The 19,333-nt window shown below is 61.1% G+C and carries 18 protein-coding genes; 13 read left to right on the forward strand and 5 right to left on the reverse strand.

What is annotated here, in order from left to right; translation table 11 throughout:
* The first annotated feature begins 117 nt into the window (after positions 1-117).
* The 8 genes from AC07SI_RS24875 (at position 118) to AC07SI_RS24910 (ending at position 9,360) form a co-directional block, all read left to right on the forward strand.
* Entirely contained in the window at positions 118-963 is an 846-nt protein-coding gene (locus AC07SI_RS24875) for an ATPase (RefSeq protein ID WP_065908979.1), read from the forward strand.
* A 243-nt stretch (positions 964-1,206) separates the two neighbouring features.
* Positions 1,207-2,466 carry a D-mannose isomerase gene (locus AC07SI_RS24880; protein ID WP_495006681.1) on the forward strand — a complete coding sequence of 420 codons (1,260 nt, stop codon included), beginning with the start codon at positions 1,207-1,209 and terminating at the stop codon, positions 2,464-2,466.
* A 104-nt stretch (positions 2,467-2,570) separates the two neighbouring features.
* Positions 2,571-3,857, forward strand: coding sequence for an ABC transporter substrate-binding protein (locus AC07SI_RS24885; RefSeq protein ID WP_065908985.1), 1,287 nt, complete (start codon positions 2,571-2,573; stop codon positions 3,855-3,857).
* Between the two features lie 164 nt (positions 3,858-4,021).
* Positions 4,022-4,930 (forward strand): carbohydrate ABC transporter permease, encoded by a 909-nt coding sequence (locus AC07SI_RS24890; protein WP_017253695.1) that lies wholly within the window; start codon positions 4,022-4,024, stop codon positions 4,928-4,930.
* Positions 4,923-5,768: a carbohydrate ABC transporter permease gene (locus AC07SI_RS24895; protein WP_106802777.1), complete on the forward strand. Its 846-nt coding sequence runs from the start codon at positions 4,923-4,925 to the stop codon at positions 5,766-5,768. The genes AC07SI_RS24890 and AC07SI_RS24895 overlap by 8 nt, the downstream gene beginning before the upstream one ends.
* A gap of 2 nt (positions 5,769-5,770) precedes the next feature.
* On the forward strand, positions 5,771-6,931 hold the full coding sequence (locus AC07SI_RS24900) for an ABC transporter ATP-binding protein (protein WP_106802778.1): 1,161 nt from the start codon (positions 5,771-5,773) through the stop codon (positions 6,929-6,931).
* Positions 6,932-7,016: 85 nt separating this feature from the next.
* The gene (locus tag AC07SI_RS24905; RefSeq protein WP_106802779.1) at positions 7,017-8,363 is read left to right on the forward strand and encodes a carbohydrate porin; all 1,347 of its coding nucleotides are present in this window, start codon (positions 7,017-7,019) and stop codon (positions 8,361-8,363) included.
* A gap of 151 nt (positions 8,364-8,514) precedes the next feature.
* The gene (locus tag AC07SI_RS24910) at positions 8,515-9,360 is read left to right on the forward strand and encodes a D-hexose-6-phosphate mutarotase (protein WP_065909008.1); all 846 of its coding nucleotides are present in this window, start codon (positions 8,515-8,517) and stop codon (positions 9,358-9,360) included.
* A gap of 299 nt (positions 9,361-9,659) precedes the next feature.
* On the opposite strand, the gene AC07SI_RS24915 is transcribed toward AC07SI_RS24910, so the two are convergent.
* On the reverse strand, positions 9,660-10,520 hold the full coding sequence (locus AC07SI_RS24915) for a MurR/RpiR family transcriptional regulator (RefSeq protein ID WP_169856377.1): 861 nt from the start codon (positions 10,518-10,520) through the stop codon (positions 9,660-9,662).
* A gap of 219 nt (positions 10,521-10,739) precedes the next feature.
* Between AC07SI_RS24915 and zwf the strand changes: the two genes are divergently transcribed.
* Genes zwf through AC07SI_RS24930 form a run of 3 tightly spaced genes read left to right on the forward strand, consistent with a single transcriptional unit; the run spans position 10,740 to position 13,589 of the window.
* Positions 10,740-12,206 carry a glucose-6-phosphate dehydrogenase gene (gene zwf, locus AC07SI_RS24920; RefSeq protein WP_065909010.1) on the forward strand — a complete coding sequence of 489 codons (1,467 nt, stop codon included), beginning with the start codon at positions 10,740-10,742 and terminating at the stop codon, positions 12,204-12,206.
* On the forward strand, positions 12,193-12,906 hold the full coding sequence (gene pgl / locus AC07SI_RS24925) for a 6-phosphogluconolactonase (RefSeq protein ID WP_120449663.1): 714 nt from the start codon (positions 12,193-12,195) through the stop codon (positions 12,904-12,906). The genes zwf and pgl overlap by 14 nt, the downstream gene beginning before the upstream one ends.
* 17 nt (positions 12,907-12,923) lie before the next feature.
* Entirely contained in the window at positions 12,924-13,589 is a 666-nt protein-coding gene (locus tag AC07SI_RS24930; protein ID WP_026013852.1) for a bifunctional 4-hydroxy-2-oxoglutarate aldolase/2-dehydro-3-deoxy-phosphogluconate aldolase, read from the forward strand.
* A 92-nt stretch (positions 13,590-13,681) separates the two neighbouring features.
* Here AC07SI_RS24930 and AC07SI_RS24935 read toward each other — a convergent pair whose 3' ends face one another.
* Positions 13,682-14,857, reverse strand: coding sequence for an aminotransferase class V-fold PLP-dependent enzyme (locus tag AC07SI_RS24935; protein ID WP_262133340.1), 1,176 nt, complete (start codon positions 14,855-14,857; stop codon positions 13,682-13,684).
* A 10-nt stretch (positions 14,858-14,867) separates the two neighbouring features.
* The gene (locus tag AC07SI_RS24940; RefSeq protein ID WP_003213031.1) at positions 14,868-15,104 is read right to left on the reverse strand and encodes a DUF3820 family protein; all 237 of its coding nucleotides are present in this window, start codon (positions 15,102-15,104) and stop codon (positions 14,868-14,870) included.
* A 207-nt stretch (positions 15,105-15,311) separates the two neighbouring features.
* Between AC07SI_RS24940 and AC07SI_RS24945 the strand changes: the two genes are divergently transcribed.
* Positions 15,312-15,779, forward strand: a complete 468-nt coding sequence (locus AC07SI_RS24945) for a ferritin-like domain-containing protein (RefSeq protein WP_065909014.1) — start codon at positions 15,312-15,314, stop codon at positions 15,777-15,779.
* 87 nt (positions 15,780-15,866) lie between these two features.
* Here AC07SI_RS24945 and AC07SI_RS24950 read toward each other — a convergent pair whose 3' ends face one another.
* Complete coding sequence (locus AC07SI_RS24950) at positions 15,867-16,337, reverse strand: MaoC family dehydratase (RefSeq protein WP_003175719.1); 471 nt, start codon at positions 16,335-16,337, stop codon at positions 15,867-15,869.
* Positions 16,338-16,394: 57 nt separating this feature from the next.
* The gene (locus AC07SI_RS24955) at positions 16,395-17,339 is read right to left on the reverse strand and encodes an alpha/beta hydrolase (RefSeq protein ID WP_120449659.1); all 945 of its coding nucleotides are present in this window, start codon (positions 17,337-17,339) and stop codon (positions 16,395-16,397) included.
* Positions 17,340-17,549: 210 nt separating this feature from the next.
* Between AC07SI_RS24955 and fadD2 the strand changes: the two genes are divergently transcribed.
* Entirely contained in the window at positions 17,550-19,238 is a 1,689-nt protein-coding gene (gene fadD2 / locus AC07SI_RS24960; protein WP_065909020.1) for a long-chain-fatty-acid--CoA ligase FadD2, read from the forward strand.
* Positions 19,239-19,333 lie beyond the last annotated feature (95 nt).

Genomic DNA, 19,333 nt, shown 5'->3' on the forward strand with positions numbered 1-19,333 from the left:
AGCAACACATCGGGAACCGAATTCGTGGTTCCGGGTCGATCAGTGCGGCGGGCCTGCGGTTTATACTCCCCACGCTCGGCTCACCCGCTAGCCACCTCACCGATTCAGGGTTGATTCATGCGCAACGATGCCAACGACGACTTCGACAACGTTCCCAGCCTGCGGGCCGATCACGGGGATGACGATGATTTCGAACCGACTCCCGCCACTTCGGTGCGTTCGCGCAACACGCCCGTGGTCAAGGTCAAGAGCGCCAGCACCGGCCCGTTGTGGGCTTTGATCGGCGCCCTGCTGATCGCCTTCGCCGGCCTGGCGTGGTGGAGCTTCCAGCAGATCTCATTGATGGGCCAGCAACTGGTCGCCACCCAGGAAAGCTTTGCGCGCATCAGCGAAGAAGCGGCAGGACGGCTGCAGGATATTTCCGGCAAGGTCGTGGCCAGCGAGGCCAGCGTGAACAACGGCAGCGAAGCGCTCAAATTGCAGATCAAGCAGCTGGAAACCCAGTTGCTGGAGCAAGGCAAGCAGCAAGTGGGCGTGGCCGGCCAGGCCACCGAGCTGGACAAGCGCCTGGCACAGATGACCGCGAGCACCACTGACCTGTCCAACGCCAACACCCGGCTGCAAGGCCAGGTGCAAGCGCTGACCGACGCCGTGGCGACGCTCAAGGCGGCGCAGGGCGATGCCGGCAAGCGTGATGCCGAAATCAAGGAGCTCGCTGCCGACGTCGCGGCGCTGAAAAAGCAGGGCAACCCGAGCGCCGCCATCGCGCGTATCGAGCAGGACCTGGTGGTGCTCAAGAGTGCCCAGGACAATCAGCCGGCCAACAGCGATGCGCCGACCAATAAAGAGTTCGACGTGTTCCGCATCCAGACCACGCGCAACATCACCACCCTGCAGAGCCAGGTGCAGAACCTGAACCAGCGTCTCAACGCGCCGGCGACTGCCACACCGCTCGGCCAGTAGACACCACCAGGGCTGGTCGGTTGTGAAGCGGTTAAAACTGTAGGAGCGGGCTTGCCAGCGATGGCGGTGCACCAGGGACCCGCCACCCTGCAGGCAATCCAGTTCTCACCGTCCATGCATGGGCTGATGGCTACCTTCGTGAATGTCACCACTTGGTGACATTTCCCTTCCCCTTCGTTACTTGCCCGTCCTTCACCCTTGTTTAGACTCCGGTCATCCCACAAAAAACAATAAGGGCCACCCATGACCACGCAACCACTGCCTGCCAGCAGTTGGCTGAATGCACCTGCCCATCACGCCTGGCTTGCCGCCGAAGGCCAGCGCCTGCTGACATTCGCCAAGGCCTCTCGCCTGCCCGAGGGTTTTGGCAACCTGGACGACAACGGCCAACTGCCGGCCAACGCCCACGCCGAAACCATGAACACCGCGCGCATGACCCACAGCTTCGCCATGGCCCATGCCCAGGGCTTGCCGGGCTATGCCGAACTCGTCGAGCACGGTGTCGCGGCCCTGAGCGGCCCGCTGCGCGACAGCGAGCACGGTGGCTGGTTCGCAGCGCCCGGTGCCCTCGATGGCAACCGTGGCAAGGCCGCCTACCTGCATGCGTTTGTCGCCCTGGCCGCCAGCTCGGCGGTGGTGGCCGGTGCTCCGGGTGCACAGACCTTATTGAACGACGCGATCCACATCATCGAGCAGTTTTTCTGGAGCGAAGAAGAGGGCGTGATGCTCGAGTCCTTCGCCCAGGACTGGAGCGGTGTCGAAGCCTACCGCGGCGCCAACAGCAACATGCACGCCACCGAGGCCTTTCTCGCCCTGGCCGATGTCACCGGCGACACCCGCTGGCTTGACCGCGCCTTGCGCATCGTCGAGCGGGTAATCCACACCCACGCCGCCGGCAACCAGTTCATGGTCATCGAGCATTTCGACGCCCATTGGCAACCGTTGCTCGGCTACAACGAAGACAACCCCGCCGATGGCTTCCGCCCCTACGGCATCACTCCCGGCCATGGTTTTGAATGGGCGCGGCTGGTGCTGCACCTGGAAGCTGCACGCCTGTTGGCCGGGCTGACCACGCCGGACTGGCTGGTGAGCGATGCCAGGGGCCTGTTCGCCAGCGCCTGCGAATATGCCTGGGCCGTGGATGGCGCGCCGGGCATCGTCTACACCCTGGACTGGAACCAGCGCCCGGTGGTCCGCGAACGCCTGCACTGGACCCACGCCGAAGCCAGCGCGGCCGCCCAGGCCTTGCTCAAGCGTACGGGCGAACTGCATTACGAAATCTGGTACCGACGTTTCTGGGAATTTTGCGAAACCCACTTCATCGACCGTGTCCACGGCAGTTGGCACCACGAACTCAACCCGCATAACCAACCCAGCAGCTCGATCTGGGGCGGCAAGCCGGACCTGTACCATGCCTGGCAAGCGGTATTGCTGCCTGCGCTGCCGTTGGCGCCAAGCATGGCCAGTGCCATCGGGGCTGGGCGCTATGTCACCAAGTGGTGACATTTGTCCATCCCTTTGTTACCTGCGTTTAAAACATCCATGTTTAAACTCCGTGCAGCGCAAGCTCTAGACTTGCATGCATAACAACAAGAAAAGGTACTCAGATGAACGCGATTAATCGCCTCGCCGTAGCTATTTCCGTTGCCTCGTTGTTTCCCCTCAGTGCTTTTGCCGCCGACTCGAAAGGGACGGTTGAAGTTGTGCATTGGTGGACCTCGGGCGGTGAGAAAGCGGCTGTAGATGTCCTGAAGGCCCAAGTCGAGAAAGACGGTTTCACCTGGAAAGACGGTGCCGTTGCAGGTGGCGGTGGCGCCACGGCCATGACCGTGCTGAAAAGCCGCGCGGTTGCCGGCAACCCGCCAGGCGTCGCCCAGATCAAAGGTCCGGATATCCAGGAATGGGCCTCCACCGGTCTGCTCGACACCGACGTGCTCAAAGACGTCGCCAAAGAAGAGAAGTGGGACTCGCTGCTCGACAAGAAAGTCTCGGATACCGTGAAGTACGAAGGTGACTACGTTGCCGTCCCGGTCAACATCCACCGCGTGAACTGGCTGTGGATCAACCCGGAAGTCTTCAAGAAAGCCGGTATCACCAAAAACCCGACCACCCTCGAAGAATTCTATGCCGCCGGCGACAAGCTGAAGAAAGCCGGCTTCATTCCGCTCGCCCACGGTGGCCAGCCGTGGCAGGACAGCACCGTGTTCGAAGCGGTGGTCCTGTCGGTGATGGGCGCCGATGGCTACAAGAAAGCCCTGGTTGACCTCGACAACGGCGCCCTGACCGGCCCGGAAATGGTCAAGGCCCTGACCGAGCTGAAGAAAGTCGCGACCTACATGGACGTCGACGGCAAAGGCCAGGACTGGAACCTGGAGGCGGGCAAGGTCATCAACGGCAAGGCCGGCATGCAGATCATGGGTGACTGGGCCAAGTCCGAATGGACCGCGGCCAAGAAAGTCGCCGGCAAGGACTATGAGTGCGTAGCCTTCCCAGGCACCGACAAGGCCTTCACCTACAACATCGACTCCCTGGCGGTGTTCAAGCAGAAAGACAAAGGCACTGCTGCCGGCCAGCAGGACATCGCCAAAGTCGTGCTGGGTGAAAACTTCCAGAAAGTCTTCAGCATCAACAAGGGCTCGATCCCTGTTCGTACCGACATGCTCAATGAAATGGACAAGCTCGGCTTCGACTCCTGCGCCCAGACCGCTGCCAAGGACTTCCTGGCAGACGCCAAGACCGGCGGCCTGCAGCCAAGCATGGCGCACAACATGGCCACTACCCTGGCCGTGCAAGGCGCGTTCTTTGATGTCGTGACCAACTACATCAACGACCCGAAAGCCGACCCGGCCGACACCGCCAAGAAGTTGGGTGCTGCGATCAAGTCAGCCAAGTAACGCCTGGGAGCGGTTTTGTGGGAGTCGGACTTGCCCGCGATGCAGGCAACTCGGTGTATCGGTTACACCGAGGTGATGCTATCGCAGGCAAGCCAGCTCCCACACAAACCGCGCTCGACAAGAGACTCACCCTGTAGTCCTTTTTCCCTGTATTGGATTTCCCCATGAGTTCTGTTGCTGTGTTCAGCAAAGCCTCGCCGTTCGATGCACTGCAGCGCTGGCTACCCAAACTGGTGCTGGCGCCCAGCATGTTCATCGTGCTGGTGGGCTTCTACGGCTACATCCTGTGGACGTTTGTACTCTCGTTCACCAATTCCACGTTCCTGCCGAGCTACAAATGGGCGGGCCTTGCGCAATACGCGCGGTTGTTCGACAACGACCGCTGGTGGGTAGCGAGCAAGAACCTGGCTGTTTTCGGCGGGATGTTTATCGGCATCACCCTGGTGATCGGCGTGACCCTGGCGATTTTCCTCGACCAGAAAATCCGTCGCGAAGGCTTTATCCGCACCATTTACCTGTACCCGATGGCGCTCTCGATGATCGTCACCGGTACCGCCTGGAAATGGCTGCTCAACCCGGGCATGGGCCTGGACAAACTCCTGCGTGACTGGGGCTGGGAAGGCTTCCGCCTGGACTGGCTGATCGACCCGGACCGCGTGGTCTATTGCCTGGTCATCGCGGCCGTGTGGCAAGCCTCCGGTTTCATCATGGCGATGTTCCTCGCCGGCCTGCGCGGTGTGGATCAATCGATCATCCGTGCCGCGCAGATCGACGGCGCGAGCCTGCCGCGCATCTACTGGAGCGTGGTGCTGCCCAGCCTGCGTCCGGTGTTCTTCAGTGCGGTGATGATCCTGGCGCACATTGCGATCAAGAGCTTCGACCTGGTGGCGGCCATGACGGCCGGCGGCCCGGGCTACTCGTCCGACCTGCCGGCGATGTTCATGTACTCGTTCACCTTCAGCCGCGGCCAGATGGGCATGGGCTCGGCCAGTGCAATCCTGATGCTCGGTGCGATCCTCGCGATCATCGTGCCTTACCTCTACTCCGAGTTGAGGACCAAGCGTAATGACTAGTCTCGCTTCCAAACCTGCCATCAGCCTGAGCCGCGTCGCGATCTACGCGGTGCTGATCTTCGCCGTGCTGCTGTACCTGGTACCGCTGGTGGTGATGCTGCTGACCAGCTTCAAGACCCCGGAAGACATCAGCACCGGCAACCTGCTGAGCTGGCCGACCGTGGTCACCGGCATCGGCTGGGTCAAGGCCTGGGCCACGGTGGACGGTTACTTCTGGAACTCGATCAAGATCACCGTGCCTGCCGTGCTGATCTCCACCGCCATCGGAGCGTTGAACGGCTACGTGCTGTCCTTCTGGCGCTTCAAGGGTTCGCAGCTGTTCTTCGGCCTGCTGTTGTTCGGCTGCTTCCTGCCGTTCCAGACCGTGCTGCTGCCGGCGTCGTTCACCCTCGGCAAGATGGGCCTGGCCAGCACCACCACCGGCCTGGTGTTTGTCCACGTGGTCTACGGATTGGCGTTTACTACGCTGTTCTTCCGTAACTACTACGTGAGCATTCCGGATGCGCTGATCAAGGCCGCACGCCTGGATGGTGCAGGATTCTTCACCATCTTCCGTCAGATCATTCTGCCGATGTCGACCCCGATCATCATGGTCTGCCTGATCTGGCAGTTCACCCAGATCTGGAACGACTTCCTGTTCGGTGTGGTGTTCTCCAGCGGCGACTCCCAGCCCATCACGGTGGCGCTGAACAACCTGGTCAACACCAGCACCGGGGCCAAGGAATATAACGTGGATATGGCGGCGGCGATGATCGCCGGGCTGCCGACCCTGCTGGTCTATGTGATCGCAGGCAAGTATTTCGTGCGCGGCCTCACGGCCGGCGCGGTCAAGGGGTAATCATGGCTACGCTTGAACTTCGCAATGTAAACAAGACCTATGGCGCCGGCCTGCCCGACACCTTGAAGAACATCGAACTGTCGATCAAGGAAGGCGAATTCCTGATCCTGGTCGGCCCTTCGGGTTGCGGCAAATCCACGCTGATGAACTGCATCGCCGGCCTTGAGACCATCACCGGCGGCGCGATCATGATCGGCGACCAGGACGTGAGTGGCATGAGCCCCAAGGATCGCGACATCGCCATGGTGTTCCAGTCCTACGCGCTGTACCCGACCATGAGCGTGCGCGAGAACATCGAGTTCGGCCTGAAAATCCGCAAGATGCCCCAGGCGGATATCGACGCTGAAGTGGCGCGCGTGGCCAAGCTGCTGCAGATCGAACACTTGCTCAACCGCAAGCCGGGCCAACTGTCCGGCGGCCAGCAACAGCGCGTGGCGATGGGCCGTGCCCTGGCGCGTCGGCCGAAGATCTACCTGTTCGACGAACCGCTGTCCAACCTCGACGCCAAACTGCGCGTCGAGATGCGCACCGAAATGAAACTGATGCACCAGCGCCTCAAGACCACCACGGTCTACGTGACCCACGACCAGATCGAAGCAATGACCCTGGGCGACAAGGTCGCGGTAATGAAGGACGGCATCATCCAGCAGTTCGGCACGCCGAAAGAGATCTACAACAACCCGGCCAACCAGTTCGTGGCGAGCTTCATCGGTTCACCGCCGATGAACTTCGTGCCCCTGCGCCTGCAACGCAAGGACGGTCGCCTGGTAGCCCTGCTCGACAGCGGCCAGGCCCGTTGCGAGCTGGCACTCAACGTGACGGATGTCGGCCTGGAAGACCGCGACGTGATCCTGGGCTTGCGTCCGGAGCAGATCATGTTGGCGGCGGGCGAGGGCGACGCTGCCTCGAGCATTCGTGCCGAAGTCCAGGTGACCGAGCCGACCGGCCCGGACACCCTGGTGTTCGTGCAACTCAATGACACCAAGGTCTGCTGCCGCCTGGCGCCCGACGTGGCGCCGCAGGTGGGCGAGACCCTGACCCTGCAATTCGATCCGGCCAAGGTATTGCTGTTCGATGCCAAGACGGGCGAGCGCCTGGGCACTGCTGCTGCGTTGCCAGCACAGGGGCATGCCGACAACGTGGCCCAGTTCAAGGGTCGGTGAAAAATATAAGTTGTTGTTTTTGTTAAAAAAAGTAAACCGCGTTAGATAAAAACAGTTTAATAACAATAAAGACGAGGATGTAGGGATGAAAAAGCAGCACAACAACACTCGGCTGATCTGCCAACTGTCAGCAGCAGCAGCCCTTGTATTGTCCGCCAATGCGATGGCGGCCGATGCATTCAGCGCCGATTCCAAGTGGATGACCGGTGATTGGGGCGGTGAACGTACCAAGCTGATCGAGCAAGGTATCGACATCAAGGCGGATTACGTAGGGGAAGTCGGTGGCAACCTGCACGGTGGCTACAACAACGACAAAACTGCCCGTTACGCTGACCAGTTCGGTCTGGGCGTAGCACTGGATCTGCAAAAGCTGTGGGGCTGGGATAACACCCAGGCCAAGATCCAACTGACCAATCGTAATGGCTACAACATCTCCAATGACCGCATTGGCGATCCGCGTGCCGGCACCTTGAGTTCGTCTCAAGAAGTGTATGGCCGTGGCCACATGGTGCGTCTGACCCAGTTCTGGATCCAGCACCAGATGTTCGACAACAAGCTGGATGTGAAGCTCGGTTACTTCGGTGAAGGCGAAGACTTCAACACCTTCCCATGCGACTTCCAGAACCTGTCGTTCTGTGGCTCCCAGGTCGGTAACTATGTGAACACCTGGTACAACTGGCCCGTCAGCCAGGCTGCGATCCGCGTGAAGTACAACATCACGCCTGAGCTGTATGCGCAAATCGGTGCCTACAACCAGAACCCATCGCAGCTGGACCACGGCAACGGCTTCAAACTCAGCGGCAGCGGCACCAAGGGCACCGTGATTCCGGTGGAATTGGTCTGGTCGCCTAAGGTCAATAACCTGCCGGGCGAATACCGTGTGGGTTACTACAAAAGCGCCGCCGATGCGCCGGATGTCCGTGAAGACATCAACGGCAACGACGCTGCAACCACTGGCCAGCCGTACCGTACCCGCAGCAGCAAGAAAGGCTACTGGTTCGTTGCGCAACAGCAACTCACCACCCATAACGGCGACGCCTCCCGTGGCCTGAACATCGCGGCCAACGCGACCTTCCACGACAAGGAAACCAACCTGGTCGATAACTACCAGTCGATCATGCTGGTGTACAAGGGCCCATTCGACGCGCGTCCAAAAGATGACGTCGGCATTGGCGCTGCGCGTCTGCACGTCAACAATGACGTGAAGAAAAACGCCGAGCTGCTGAACGAAGACGGTGGTTTCACCGACTACAGCCAGGCCGGTTACTCGCCACTGCGGACCACCGAGTACAACTACGAAATCAACTACGGCTTCCACGTGACCAACTGGCTGACCGTGCGTCCCAACCTGCAATACGTTGCCCACCCGGGTGGCGTGGACAAAGTCGACAACGCGTTGGTAGCCGGCCTGAAAATCCAGTCTACGTTCTAACGCTGTTGCGATAAGCTCCTTCTCTCTGTGCGCATTTTGCGGGTAGCCATGGCTATCCGCTTTTTTTTGGGAGATGGCACCTGTAGGCGCCGGCAAGCCAGCGCCTACAGGCAAGGGCGCATTTCAGACATGATTTTCAGGACCGTGGCACATGCATGAGCATCCGCTGCAACGTTTTTTCAAATCCCTGCGCGAACGTCCGGTGTTCGCCTGGGAGCGCTTTCAGATGCGCGACGTGTTGGTGATCGACCATCCGCTGTGCCAGGCGGTGTTCAGTCGCCAGGGCGCGCAGCTGTTGCATTTTCAGCCGCGCGGGCAGAAGCCCTGGCTGTGGTGCGCGGCCAAGTGGCCGCAAGTCGGTGCCATCCGTGGCGGCGTGCCGGTGTGCTGGCCCTGGTATGGCCGGCATCCCAGTGAGAACGCGTGGCCGTCCCATGGCTGGGCGCGGTTGATCGACTGGAAACTGCTCGACAGCAGTACCGACGACGACGGCGTGCGCCTGCACTGGCAATTGCAGTTGTGCGACTGGCAGGTCGACCTGCACGCGCACCTGGGCGACACCCTGGAACTGCGCCTGAGCACCGAGCATCAGGACGAACTGCCGTGCCAGCTGAGCCATGCTTTGCATGCTTATTGGCGTATTGGTCACGTCGACGAGATAGCGCTGTCTGGGCTCGACGGTGCGCACGGTTACGACCAACTCAATCGCCAGGTGTGCCAGCAGGAAGGTGAGTTGCGCGTGGAGGGCGGATGCCAGCGGGTGTTCCAGCACGAGGGCGAATTGCACCTCAAGGACCACGCCTGGCAGCGCGAACTGTGCATCGACACCGGCGACAGCGCCGACACCGTGGTGTGGCACCCAGGCAGCCGGCCGCTGCTGGGGGTGAGCTTCAACGAGGCGGCGGGGTTTGTGTGTGTGGAGTCGGCAATGGCCGGGGCCAGCCTGGCGCCAGGGGAGCGGGCGCATTTGAGCCTGCAGGCCAGGGCTGGGGCCTGAAGTGAGTGCGGGTGTGTTTGTGGTGAGCTGACTAATTGTGGTGAACAGGCTTCTTGTGGTGAGCGCGCTTGTTGTGGTGAGCGGGCTTGCCCCGCGTTGGGGCGCGAAGCGGCCCTAAAACCTGAGAACCTGATCTACCTGAAGGAACGCGGTGGTCTTGCTGGGGCTGCTGCGCAGCCCAACGCGGGGCAAGCCCGCTCGCCACAAGGAGCCCACATGCCACAGCAGTCCCACATGCCACAAGAAGCCCACATGCCACAACAGGCCCGCATGCCACATCAAGCCCGCGGGTGCAGGCCTTAGTTGAACTCATCCCCCACCGGATACCGGCTGTCATTCAAGCTCTCTTTGATCTTGCGCAGGTGCGGTTGGAAATCCACCCCGCGACGCAAGGTCATGCCAGTAGCCAGCACATCCAGCACGGTCAACTGAATGATGCGCGACGTCATCGGCATGTAGATGTCGGTGTCTTCCGGCAGGGGAATGTTCAGGCTCACCGTACTGGCCTTGGCCAGGGGCGAGTTCTCGGCCGTCACGCCCAGCACCGAAGCGCCGTTCTCGCGGGCGATACGCGCGACTTCCACCAGCTCGCGGGTGCGCCCGGTGTAGGAAATGATCACGAACAGCTCGCCTGTGTGCGCCACCGAGGCGATCATGCGTTGCATCAGCACGTCGGCATGGGCGGTAACGGCCAGGTTGAAGCGGAAAAACTTGTGCAGCGCATCCATGGCCACCGGCGCCGAAGCGCCCAGGCCGAAGAAGTGGATCTGCCGCGCCTGGATCAACAAATCCACGGCCTTGCTGATCAGGGCCGGGTCCAGCGCCTGGCAGGCGCTGTCCAGGGACGCAATGGCACTGCCAAAGATCTTCTGGGTGTAGGCCTCAGGGTTATCATCGGCCTCCACGGCGCGGCTGACGTAGGCCGCGCCGCTGGCCAGGCTTTGCGCCAGTTGCAATTTAAGTTCAGGGTAACCACTGACGCCGAATGAACGGCAGAAGCGGTTGACCGTCGGTTCACTGACCGAGGCGGCCTGGGCGAGGGCGGCGATCGAGAAGCGGGTGGCCTGCTGCGGGTTGAGCAGGATGACTTCAGCGACTTTACGCTCGGCCTTGTTCAATTCTTCGAGGCGGTTCCGGATCTGTTCCAGAAGATTTCGCACGCGGTCCATTCAGTCTTTCCTTCGGGCGACGATGCAAATAAAGGGTGGCAACCAATCGACGAGTGGCCCTTTGCGGTGGCCTATCCTACTGAGGGTAGCTGAACACCACCACTCGGAATGCGTATTTCGGGAAAATGTTGTGGTTATTACTACATTTTTCCTTGAGTGATGCCTTGAAAAAAGGTATTTGTAGCTTAACTTGATAAAAGAACAAACATCATGCCTTCGATAACCGTAGAACCCTGCACCTTTGCCCTGTTTGGCGCCTTGGGTGATCTGGCGTTGCGCAAGTTATTTCCTGCCCTCTATCAACTCGATGGCGCCGCGCTCCTGCACGACGATACGCGCATCCTGGCCCTGGCCCGTGAAGCCGGTTCCGAGCAGCAGCACCTGGCCCACATCGAAAAAGAATTGCGTAAATATGTCGGCAAGGAACTGGACGAGAGCATCGCCCAGCGTTTCCTGGCGCGCCTGACCTATGTCCACGTCGACTTCATGAAGGCCGACGACTACGTGGCCCTGGCTGAAATCGCCGGCACCGAGCAGCGCCTGATTGCCTACTTCGCCACCCCGGCAGCGGTGTATGGCGCGATCTGCGAGAACCTGTCCAAGGTCGGCCTGGCGGAAAACACCCGCGTGGTGCTGGAAAAGCCGATCGGGTCGGACCTGGAGTCTTCGCGCAAGGTCAACGATGCCGTGGCGCAGTTTTTCCCGGAAAACCGCACCTATCGCATCGACCATTACCTGGGCAAGGAAACCGTCCAGAACCTGATCGCCCTGCGTTTCGCCAACAGCCTGTTCGAAACCCAGTGGAACCAGAACTACATCTCCCACGTGGAAATCACCGTGGCCGAGCAGGTCGGTATCGAAGGCCGTTGGGGTTACTTCGACAAGGCCGGCCAGCTGCGTGACATGATCCAGAACCACTTGCTGCAGCTGCTGTGCCTGATCGCCATGGACCCGCCGGCCGACCTGTCTGCCGACAGCATCCGTGACGAGAAGGTCAAGGTGCTCAAGGCCCTGGCGCCGATCAGCCCGGATGGCCTGACGACCCAGGTGGTACGTGGCCAGTACATCGCCGGCTACAGCGCGGGCAAGGCAGTGCCGGGTTACCTGGAAGAAGAGAATTCCAACACCCAGAGCGACACCGAGACCTTCGTCGCCCTGCGTGCCGATATCCGCAACTGGCGTTGGGCCGGCGTGCCGTTCTACCTGCGCACCGGCAAACGCATGCCGCAGAAGCTGTCGCAGATCGTCATCCACTTCAAGGAACCGTCCCACTACATCTTCGCGCCCGAGCAGCGCCTGCAGATCAGCAACAAACTGATCATCCGCCTGCAGCCGGACGAAGGTATTTCCTTGCGCGTGATGACCAAGGAGCAGGGCCTGGACAAGGGCATGCAACTGCGCAGCGGCCCGCTGCAACTGAATTTTTCCGACACCTATCGCAGCGCCCGGATTCCGGATGCCTACGAGCGGTTGTTGCTGGAAGTGATGCGCGGCAATCAGAACCTGTTTGTTCGCAAAGATGAAATCGAAGCCGCGTGGAAGTGGTGTGACCAGTTGATCGCCGGGTGGAAAAAATCCGGCGATGCGCCTAAGCCGTACGCGGCCGGGTCCTGGGGGCCGATGAGCTCGATTGCACTGATCACGCGGGACGGGAGGTCGTGGTATGGCGATATCTGAATTGAAACTGCCTCAGGGCGTGACACCCCATGAGTTCCGCACCCCGGTGCTGCTGGCCGAAGGCCTGGCGCTGGACGTGGCCGAGCAACTGCGCGCGGCCATCAGTGCACGTGGCGCGGCGACCCTGGTGGTCTCCGGTGGCCGCAGCCCGGTGGCGTTTTTCCAGCACCTGGCCAAGCAGGGACTGGACTGGTCCAAGGTCACCATCACCCTCGCCGATGAGCGCTGGGTGCCGGTGGAGCACGCCGACAGCAATGCCGGCCTGTTGAAGCAGCACCTGCTGCAAGGCCCGGCGGCCAAGGCCAGGTTCCTCAGCCTGTACAGCGCCGCCGCCAACCTCGAAGACGCTGCCGAGCAGGCCGATCGCCTGCTGGCCGAATTGCCAGCGATTGATGTGCTGGTACTGGGCATGGGCGATGACGGCCACACCGCATCGCTGTTTCCCAACAGCCCGAACCTCAGCGAGGCCCTGCAGGCCAACGGTACCCGCCGTTGCTGGCCGATGCTCGCGCCGACCGTGCCACACCAGCGCCTGACCATGAGTCGCGCGTTGCTGGCCACGGCCCACTACACCGTACTGTCGATTTCCGGCAGTTCGAAATTGACCACCTTGAGCGCCGCGCTGGCCAGTGACGACGTTGCTGCCATGCCGATTCGCGCGTTTTTGCAACCTACATTAGAGATTTACTGGTGCCCATGAGCCAAGGATCAGCCGCTATGAAAAGCCCTCAACCGACCGTGTCCATGGCGGATAAAGTTGCCCTGATCGACAGTCTCTGCGCCAAGGCGCGGATCCTGCCGGTGATCACCATCGCCCGCGAACAGGACATCCTGCCGCTGGCCGATGCCCTGGCAGCCGGTGGTTTGACCGCATTGGAAGTGACCCTGCGTTCCGAGTTCGGCCTCAAGGCCATCCAGGTACTGCGCGAGCAACGTCCTGAATTGTGCACCGGTGCTGGCACCGTGCTCGACCGCCATATGCTCGAAGCGGCCGAAGTGGCCGGCTCGCAATTCATCGTCACGCCCGGCATCACCCGTGACCTGCTGGAAGCCTCGGTACACAGCCCGATCCCGCTGCTGCCGGGCATCAGCAATGCCTCCGGGATCATGGAAGGCTATGGCCTGGGCTATCGCCGCTTCAAGCTGTTCCCGGCCGAAGTGAGCGGCGGCGTGGCTGCCATCAAGGCCTTGGGCGGCCCGTTCGGCGAAGTGAAATTCTGCCCGACTGGCGGCGTCGGCCCGGCCAACATCAAAAACTACATGGCGTTGAAAAACGTGATGTGCGTGGGCGGTAGCTGGATGCTCGACCCGGAGTGGGTCAAGAACGGCGACTGGGCGCGTATCCAGGAAGTCACCGCGCAGGCGCTGGCGCTGCTGGATTGATCTGATTCATCGAATCGTTGTTGCTGTGCTTAACGGCATTTTTGCGGTGCACTTGGTCGGTGTACCGCTTTTTTTTGCCTGCAGATTGGCTCCTACAGTGTGTCCAGCTCGGTAATGGCGTTGACCAGTACATTGATGTCCGCCGCCGACGTCACCAGCCCCGGCGTGACCCGGATGCAGGTACCAAACGCCGCGCCCGTGCGAGTGGTGGTAAACAGGCCGTAGTCCTGGAGCAATCGATCCGCCATCACCTGCTGGTCCCGCCCGACAAACTTGAAGGCCGTGATCCCGCAATACAGCCGTGGATCATCCGGTGTCAGCACCTCGATTCCCGGCAATGGCCGCACCTGGCTCACCCATAAATCCCGCAGGTAATTGACCCGCGCGCCCTTGGCCGCCGCGCCGCCGAGGGCCTGATGTTCCTGCAGCACCAGCGGCAGGGTCATCAGCGCCGGAAAGTTCGGCGTGCTATAGGGCGTACGCGCGCGAATGTCGGTGGCGGGGTAGTGGAATTCGCCCATGTCCGGGTCGATATCGGCCAGGCGCTCGGGGGCGATGTAGAGGAAGCCCAGCGTCAGTGGCGCACCGATCCATTTATGCAGGTTGAAGCCGGCGAACTGGATGCCCAGTTGGGCGAGGTTGAACTCGATCTGGCCCAGGGCATGGGCGCCATCGAGGATCACATCGACTGCATGCTCGCGCGCCGCCTTGGCGATGGCTTCGACCGGCATCACCAGGCCGGTGCGGTGGGTGACGTGGGTGAGCGCCATCAGCTTGAGGCGCGGATACTGCTCGAACGCTTGGCGATACGTCTGCAGCAGACTGTCGAAACTGGCCGGATGGGTGTGGGAAAGCTCGATCACCTCCACACCCCGGTAGCCGGCCAACCAGCGCATCGCGCCTTTGACCGTGTCGTACTCCAGGTCACTGATCAGGACCTGGTCGCCCGGTTGCAGGCGGTTGTAGTTGCGGATCAACGACTGCAAGGCTTCGGTGGCGTTGCGGGTGAAGGCGATTGCCTCCGGGGCGGCGTCGATCAACCCGGCCAGTTGGCGCCGGATCTCATCGTTCTCTCCGCGCTCGAAGCGTTGGCGCACATGCAGCGAATTGCTGCGATTGATAAACGCCACGTGCTCCAGGTACTGCCCCCGCACCTCGCGGCTCATGCGCCCGAAGTAGCCGTTTTCCAGGTTGATCGGACCGGGCTCCAGCTCGTAGCGCTGGGCGATGGTGTGCCAATGGTGTTCGTTGTCGGCATTCCTTGGCATGGCGAGACTCTTAGTGGCGAGGGGCGGGTTTGCCGTGTTTGGCGCGCAGCGGTTCGAGCAATTCGGACAGGCCGTTGTGGTCGATTTCCTGCATCAAGGCCAGCAGCCCGCCCAGTTCGCCGTGGGGAAAACCTTCACGGGCGAACCAATTCAGGTAGGGACCTGGCAGGTCGGCGATGATCCGGCCCTTGTATTTGCCGAAGGGCATTTCGCGGGTGATCAGCAGTTCGAGTTTTTCGGGATTCATGGGATCGGCGCGGCGTAAGTCGAGACCTTGGAAAATACAGGCATTCTGCATGAAGGCCAAATGACAGATCATGCAAATAACGTACATACAGATGGTTCAATAATTTTCAACTTATTGAAAATAAAGGGAAAAGTTATTTTTCATAACCTGGCACGGGCGCTGCAATCATTTATGCAACCTTCTTAAACCCGCACAAGGAAATGGAAAATGACTGACATCAATAAAGAATCGATCTCCGTACTCAACGACCTGATCGAGACCAGCAAAGACGGCCAGAAAGGTTTCGCAACTTGTGCCGAAGACATCAAGCACCCAGAACTCAAAGCCCTGTTCGTCAAGCGCTCCGCTGATTGCGCTGCTGCTGCAGCAGAACTGCAGACTGCAGTGAAAGCCCTGGGCGGCGATCCGGAAAAATCCGGCAGCGTTGCCGGCGCCCTGCACCGTGGCTGGGTCGACGTGAAGTCGCTGGTCACCGGCAAAGACGAAGAAGCCGTGCTGAACGAAGCCGAGCGCGGTGAAGACCACGCACTGAAGGCTTACAAGGAAGCGATCGAGAAGATCAACAAGCACAACCTGCTGGGTATTCGTGACCTGGTAGAGCGTCAGTTCCACGGCGCACAGCGCAACCACGACCAGGTGAAAGCCCTGCGTAACCAGGCTCGCGCTCAGTCGTAAGCCCTGCGCTGTACAGGCTGTAAAAAAATGTGGGAGGGGGCTTTTGCCCCCTCCCACATTTGCATTGCGTCGACGTTGTAACGGTTATCAGCCAATGCTGATCGGCGGCAACTCGGTCAAGGTCACGACCTGCTGCTTGCGTGGCGCGAGGATCTCCGCCTCACCGTCCACCACCAACTCATCGCGCTGGTTGAACACACGGGTGGCGATGCGCACGCGAAACTTTGGCAGCTTCTCGAGAATTTCCAGACGCACGGTCAGGGTGTCGCCGATTTTCACCGGCTTCTGAAAGCTCATCTGCTGGCCGATGTAGATCGTGCCGGGCCCAGGCAGCTCGCAGGCCACCGCCGCACTGATCAGCGCGCCACTGAACATACCGTGGGCAATGCGCTCCTTGAACATGGTCGCCTTGGCGTACTCGGCATCCAGGTGCACCGGGTTGTGGTCGCCGGACATCGCGGCGAACAGCTGGATATCGCGCTCTTCGACGGTCTTGCTGTAGCTGGCGGTCTGGCCGACTTCGAGGGCTTCGTACGGGGTGTTGGTTACCTGGGTCATCTAAAGTTGCATCCTGTGGCTAATCGGTAATTTAACTTTCTGATTTTAAACGAAAAATTATTCGCAGCGGGTCGGTCGACGCAAGGTCAGGGCCTGGTCGAGCCACGTCAGCACATCCGCGGTGACTTGGTCGCGGTTGGTTTCATTGAACACTTCGTGTCGCGCCTGCGGGTAAATGATCAGGTGCAGGTTCTGGCTGCCGGCCTCACGCAGAGCTTGGGCCAGGCTGTTGAGACGCTTGCCCTCACTCACCGGATCACATTCGCCGCCGATCACCAGGATCGGCAGGCCCGGATCGATCTGCGCGAGATTGGACGCTTTGCTGATTTGCTGCAAGCCGCCGAGCAGGTCGATCCACAGCTGGTTGGTGCAGCGGAAGCCGCAGAGCGGGTCGTTGATGTAGAGGTCGACTTCAGCCGGGTCGCGGCTGAGCCAGTCAAATGCAGTGCGATTGGGTTTGAACGCCTTGTTGAACGATCCAAACGAGAGGAAATCGATCAGCGCACTGCGACCGCGCAACCCCTGGCGCAGGCGTTCGATGCGGGCGATCACCCGGGCGGCGCGGTACAGCGCCACCGGTTGGAAATTTGAGCCGCTGAGAATCACCCCATTCAGGCTGGCGCTGTGATGCAGCAAGTAGGCCTGGGCGATGTAGCTGCCCATGCTGTGGCCCAGCAGGAGGATCGGCAACCCCGGCTGCTGCTGGCCGATGTGCTGGTTGAGGCTGGCCAGGTCGCCGACCACTTTGTTCCAGCCATCGCGCTCGGCGAACAGCCCCAGGGTGCCTTCGTCGGCGGTGCGGCCATGGCCACGCTGGTCCAGCGCATACAGGCCGTAGCCGGCGGCGCACAAGGCTGCGGCCAGGCGCGCATAACGACCGCTGTGCTCGGCCATGCCATGGGACAGCATCACCAGGGCCTTGGGCGGGCCTTCGGGCATCCATTGATTGACGTACAGGCGGCTGCGGTCATTCGCGGTCAGCCAGAAGGTGCTGTGGTTCATGGCGATTCCTTTGCTCAGGGTCGTTGCAGTGTATAGCTCATCCTCGAGGTTGCGTCTGATCAGTGCAGGCCCTTGTAGGAAGATTCACGCAATTAATGACGCTCTTTCCCTTATTTGCCTGTTTAGCCATAGCTGCTAACGTCCCCAAAGCTCCGCTTTCTATCGCAACACGAAAGTGGCCGGACACACTCAGGTAAGAGGACAAGAATAATGCAACCTGATTTCTGGAATGACAAACGCGCGGCGGGCGTCCCCAATGACATCGACCTGACGGCCTACAAGTCGGTGATCGAAGTCTTCGAGCGTTCCTGCAAGGCCTTTGCCGACCGTCCGGCATTCAGCAACATGGGCATCACCCTGACCTACGCCGAGCTTGAGCGCCAGAGTGCGGCGTTCGCCGGCTACCTGCAACAGCACACCGATCTCAAGCCGGGCGAGCGCATCGCGGTACAGATGCCCAACGTGCTGCATTATCCGATTGCCGTGTTCGGTGCGTTGCGCGCCGGGCTGATCGTGGTCAACACCAACCCGCTGTATACCCCGCGCGAGATGCGCCACCAGTTCAAGGACGCCGGCGTGCGCGCGCTGGTCTACCTCAACCTGTTCGGTTCGCGCGTGCAGGAAGTGTGCAGCGACACCGAGATCGACTACCTGATCGAAGCCCGGATGGGCGACTTCATGCCCGCCGCCAAGGGCTGGCTGGTCAACACCGTGGTCGACAAGGTGAAGAAGATGGTCCCGGCCTACAGCCTGCCACGCGCGGTGTCGTTCAAGCGCGCGTTGCGCCTGGGTGCCGGCCTGGGGGTGACCCGGCATCCGGTGACCCTCGATGACATCGCCGTGCTGCAGTACACCGGTGGCACCACCGGGTTGGCCAAGGGCGCGATGCTCACCCATGGCAACCTGGTGGCGAACATGCAGCAGGTGCGCGCCTGCATGTCGCAGACCGGCGAGGACGGCCATCCGCTGATCAAGGAAGGGCAGGAGGTGATGATCGCGCCGCTGCCGCTGTACCACATCTATGCCTTCACCGCGAATTGCATGTGCATGATGGTGTCCGGCAACCACAACGTGCTGATCACCAACCCGCGCGACATCGGCGGCTTTATCAAGGAACTGAAGAACTGGCGCTTTACCGGGCTGCTGGGGCTGAACACGCTGTTCGTGGCGTTGATGGACCACCCGGACTTCAAGAGCCTGGACTTTTCCCATCTCAAGCTCACCAACTCCGGCGGCACCGCGTTGATCAAGGCGACGGCCGAGCGCTGGCAGCAGCTCACCGGTTGCGCCATCGGCGAGGGCTACGGGCTCACGGAAACCTCACCGGTGGCCAGCACCAACCCGTATGGCAACAAATCCCGCCTGGGCACCGTGGGCATCCCGGTGCCGGCCACGGCAATGAAAGTAATCGATGACCAGGGCGTCGAGTTGCCGCTTGGCGAGCGCGGCGAACTGTGCATTAAGGGCCCGCAGGTGATGAAGGGCTATTGGCAGCAACCGGCCGCCACCGCCGAGGCGCTGGACGCCGAGGGTTGGCTCAAGACCGGCGACATTGCGGTGATCGATGACGACGGCTTTGTGCGCATTGTCGATCGCAAGAAAGACCTGATCATCGTCTCGGGTTTCAACGTGTACCCCAACGAGATCGAAGACGTGGTCATGGCCCACCCGGCGGTGGCCAACTGTGCCGTGATCGGCGTGCCGGACGAACGCACGGGCGAGGCGGTGAAGCTGTTCGTGGTGGCGCGTGCCGAAGGGGTGAGCCTTGAGGAGTTGAAGGCGTACTGCAAGACCAACTTCACCGGCTACAAGGTGCCCAAGCACATTGTGCTGCGGGAGTCGTTGCCGATGACGCCGGTGGGCAAGATCCTGCGGCGGGAGCTGCGCGACATCGCCTGACGATGAATTGAAATGCAATCAAAAATGTGGGAGCGGGGGGGGGGGGGGGGGGGGGGGGGGGGGGGGGGGGGGGGGGGGGGGGGGGGGGGGGGGGG

The sequence above is a fragment of the Pseudomonas sp. GW821-FHT05D12 genome (assembly GCF_059419825.1).

Excerpts from the sequence above, each read along its gene's own strand:
- AC07SI_RS24940 (WP_003213031.1), bottom strand. The coding sequence starts at position 15,104 with ATGAATCCCGAAAAACTCGAACTGCTGATCACCCGCGAAATGCCCTTC.
- AC07SI_RS24875 (WP_065908979.1), top strand. The coding sequence starts at position 118 with ATGCGCAACGATGCCAACGACGACTTCGACAACGTTCCCAGCCTGCGG.
- AC07SI_RS24930 (WP_026013852.1), top strand. The coding sequence starts at position 12,924 with ATGAAAAGCCCTCAACCGACCGTGTCCATGGCGGATAAAGTTGCCCTG.
- AC07SI_RS24945 (WP_065909014.1), top strand. The coding sequence starts at position 15,312 with ATGACTGACATCAATAAAGAATCGATCTCCGTACTCAACGACCTGATC.
- AC07SI_RS24910 (WP_065909008.1), top strand. The coding sequence starts at position 8,515 with ATGCATGAGCATCCGCTGCAACGTTTTTTCAAATCCCTGCGCGAACGT.
- fadD2 (WP_065909020.1), top strand. The coding sequence starts at position 17,550 with ATGCAACCTGATTTCTGGAATGACAAACGCGCGGCGGGCGTCCCCAAT.
- AC07SI_RS24885 (WP_065908985.1), top strand. The coding sequence starts at position 2,571 with ATGAACGCGATTAATCGCCTCGCCGTAGCTATTTCCGTTGCCTCGTTG.
- AC07SI_RS24905 (WP_106802779.1), top strand. The coding sequence starts at position 7,017 with ATGAAAAAGCAGCACAACAACACTCGGCTGATCTGCCAACTGTCAGCA.
- pgl (WP_120449663.1), top strand. The coding sequence starts at position 12,193 with ATGGCGATATCTGAATTGAAACTGCCTCAGGGCGTGACACCCCATGAG.
- AC07SI_RS24935 (WP_262133340.1), bottom strand. The coding sequence starts at position 14,857 with ATGCCAAGGAATGCCGACAACGAACACCATTGGCACACCATCGCCCAG.
- AC07SI_RS24880 (WP_495006681.1), top strand. The coding sequence starts at position 1,207 with ATGACCACGCAACCACTGCCTGCCAGCAGTTGGCTGAATGCACCTGCC.
- AC07SI_RS24950 (WP_003175719.1), bottom strand. The coding sequence starts at position 16,337 with ATGACCCAGGTAACCAACACCCCGTACGAAGCCCTCGAAGTCGGCCAG.
- AC07SI_RS24895 (WP_106802777.1), top strand. The coding sequence starts at position 4,923 with ATGACTAGTCTCGCTTCCAAACCTGCCATCAGCCTGAGCCGCGTCGCG.
- AC07SI_RS24900 (WP_106802778.1), top strand. The coding sequence starts at position 5,771 with ATGGCTACGCTTGAACTTCGCAATGTAAACAAGACCTATGGCGCCGGC.
- AC07SI_RS24955 (WP_120449659.1), bottom strand. The coding sequence starts at position 17,339 with ATGAACCACAGCACCTTCTGGCTGACCGCGAATGACCGCAGCCGCCTG.
- zwf (WP_065909010.1), top strand. The coding sequence starts at position 10,740 with ATGCCTTCGATAACCGTAGAACCCTGCACCTTTGCCCTGTTTGGCGCC.
- AC07SI_RS24890 (WP_017253695.1), top strand. The coding sequence starts at position 4,022 with ATGAGTTCTGTTGCTGTGTTCAGCAAAGCCTCGCCGTTCGATGCACTG.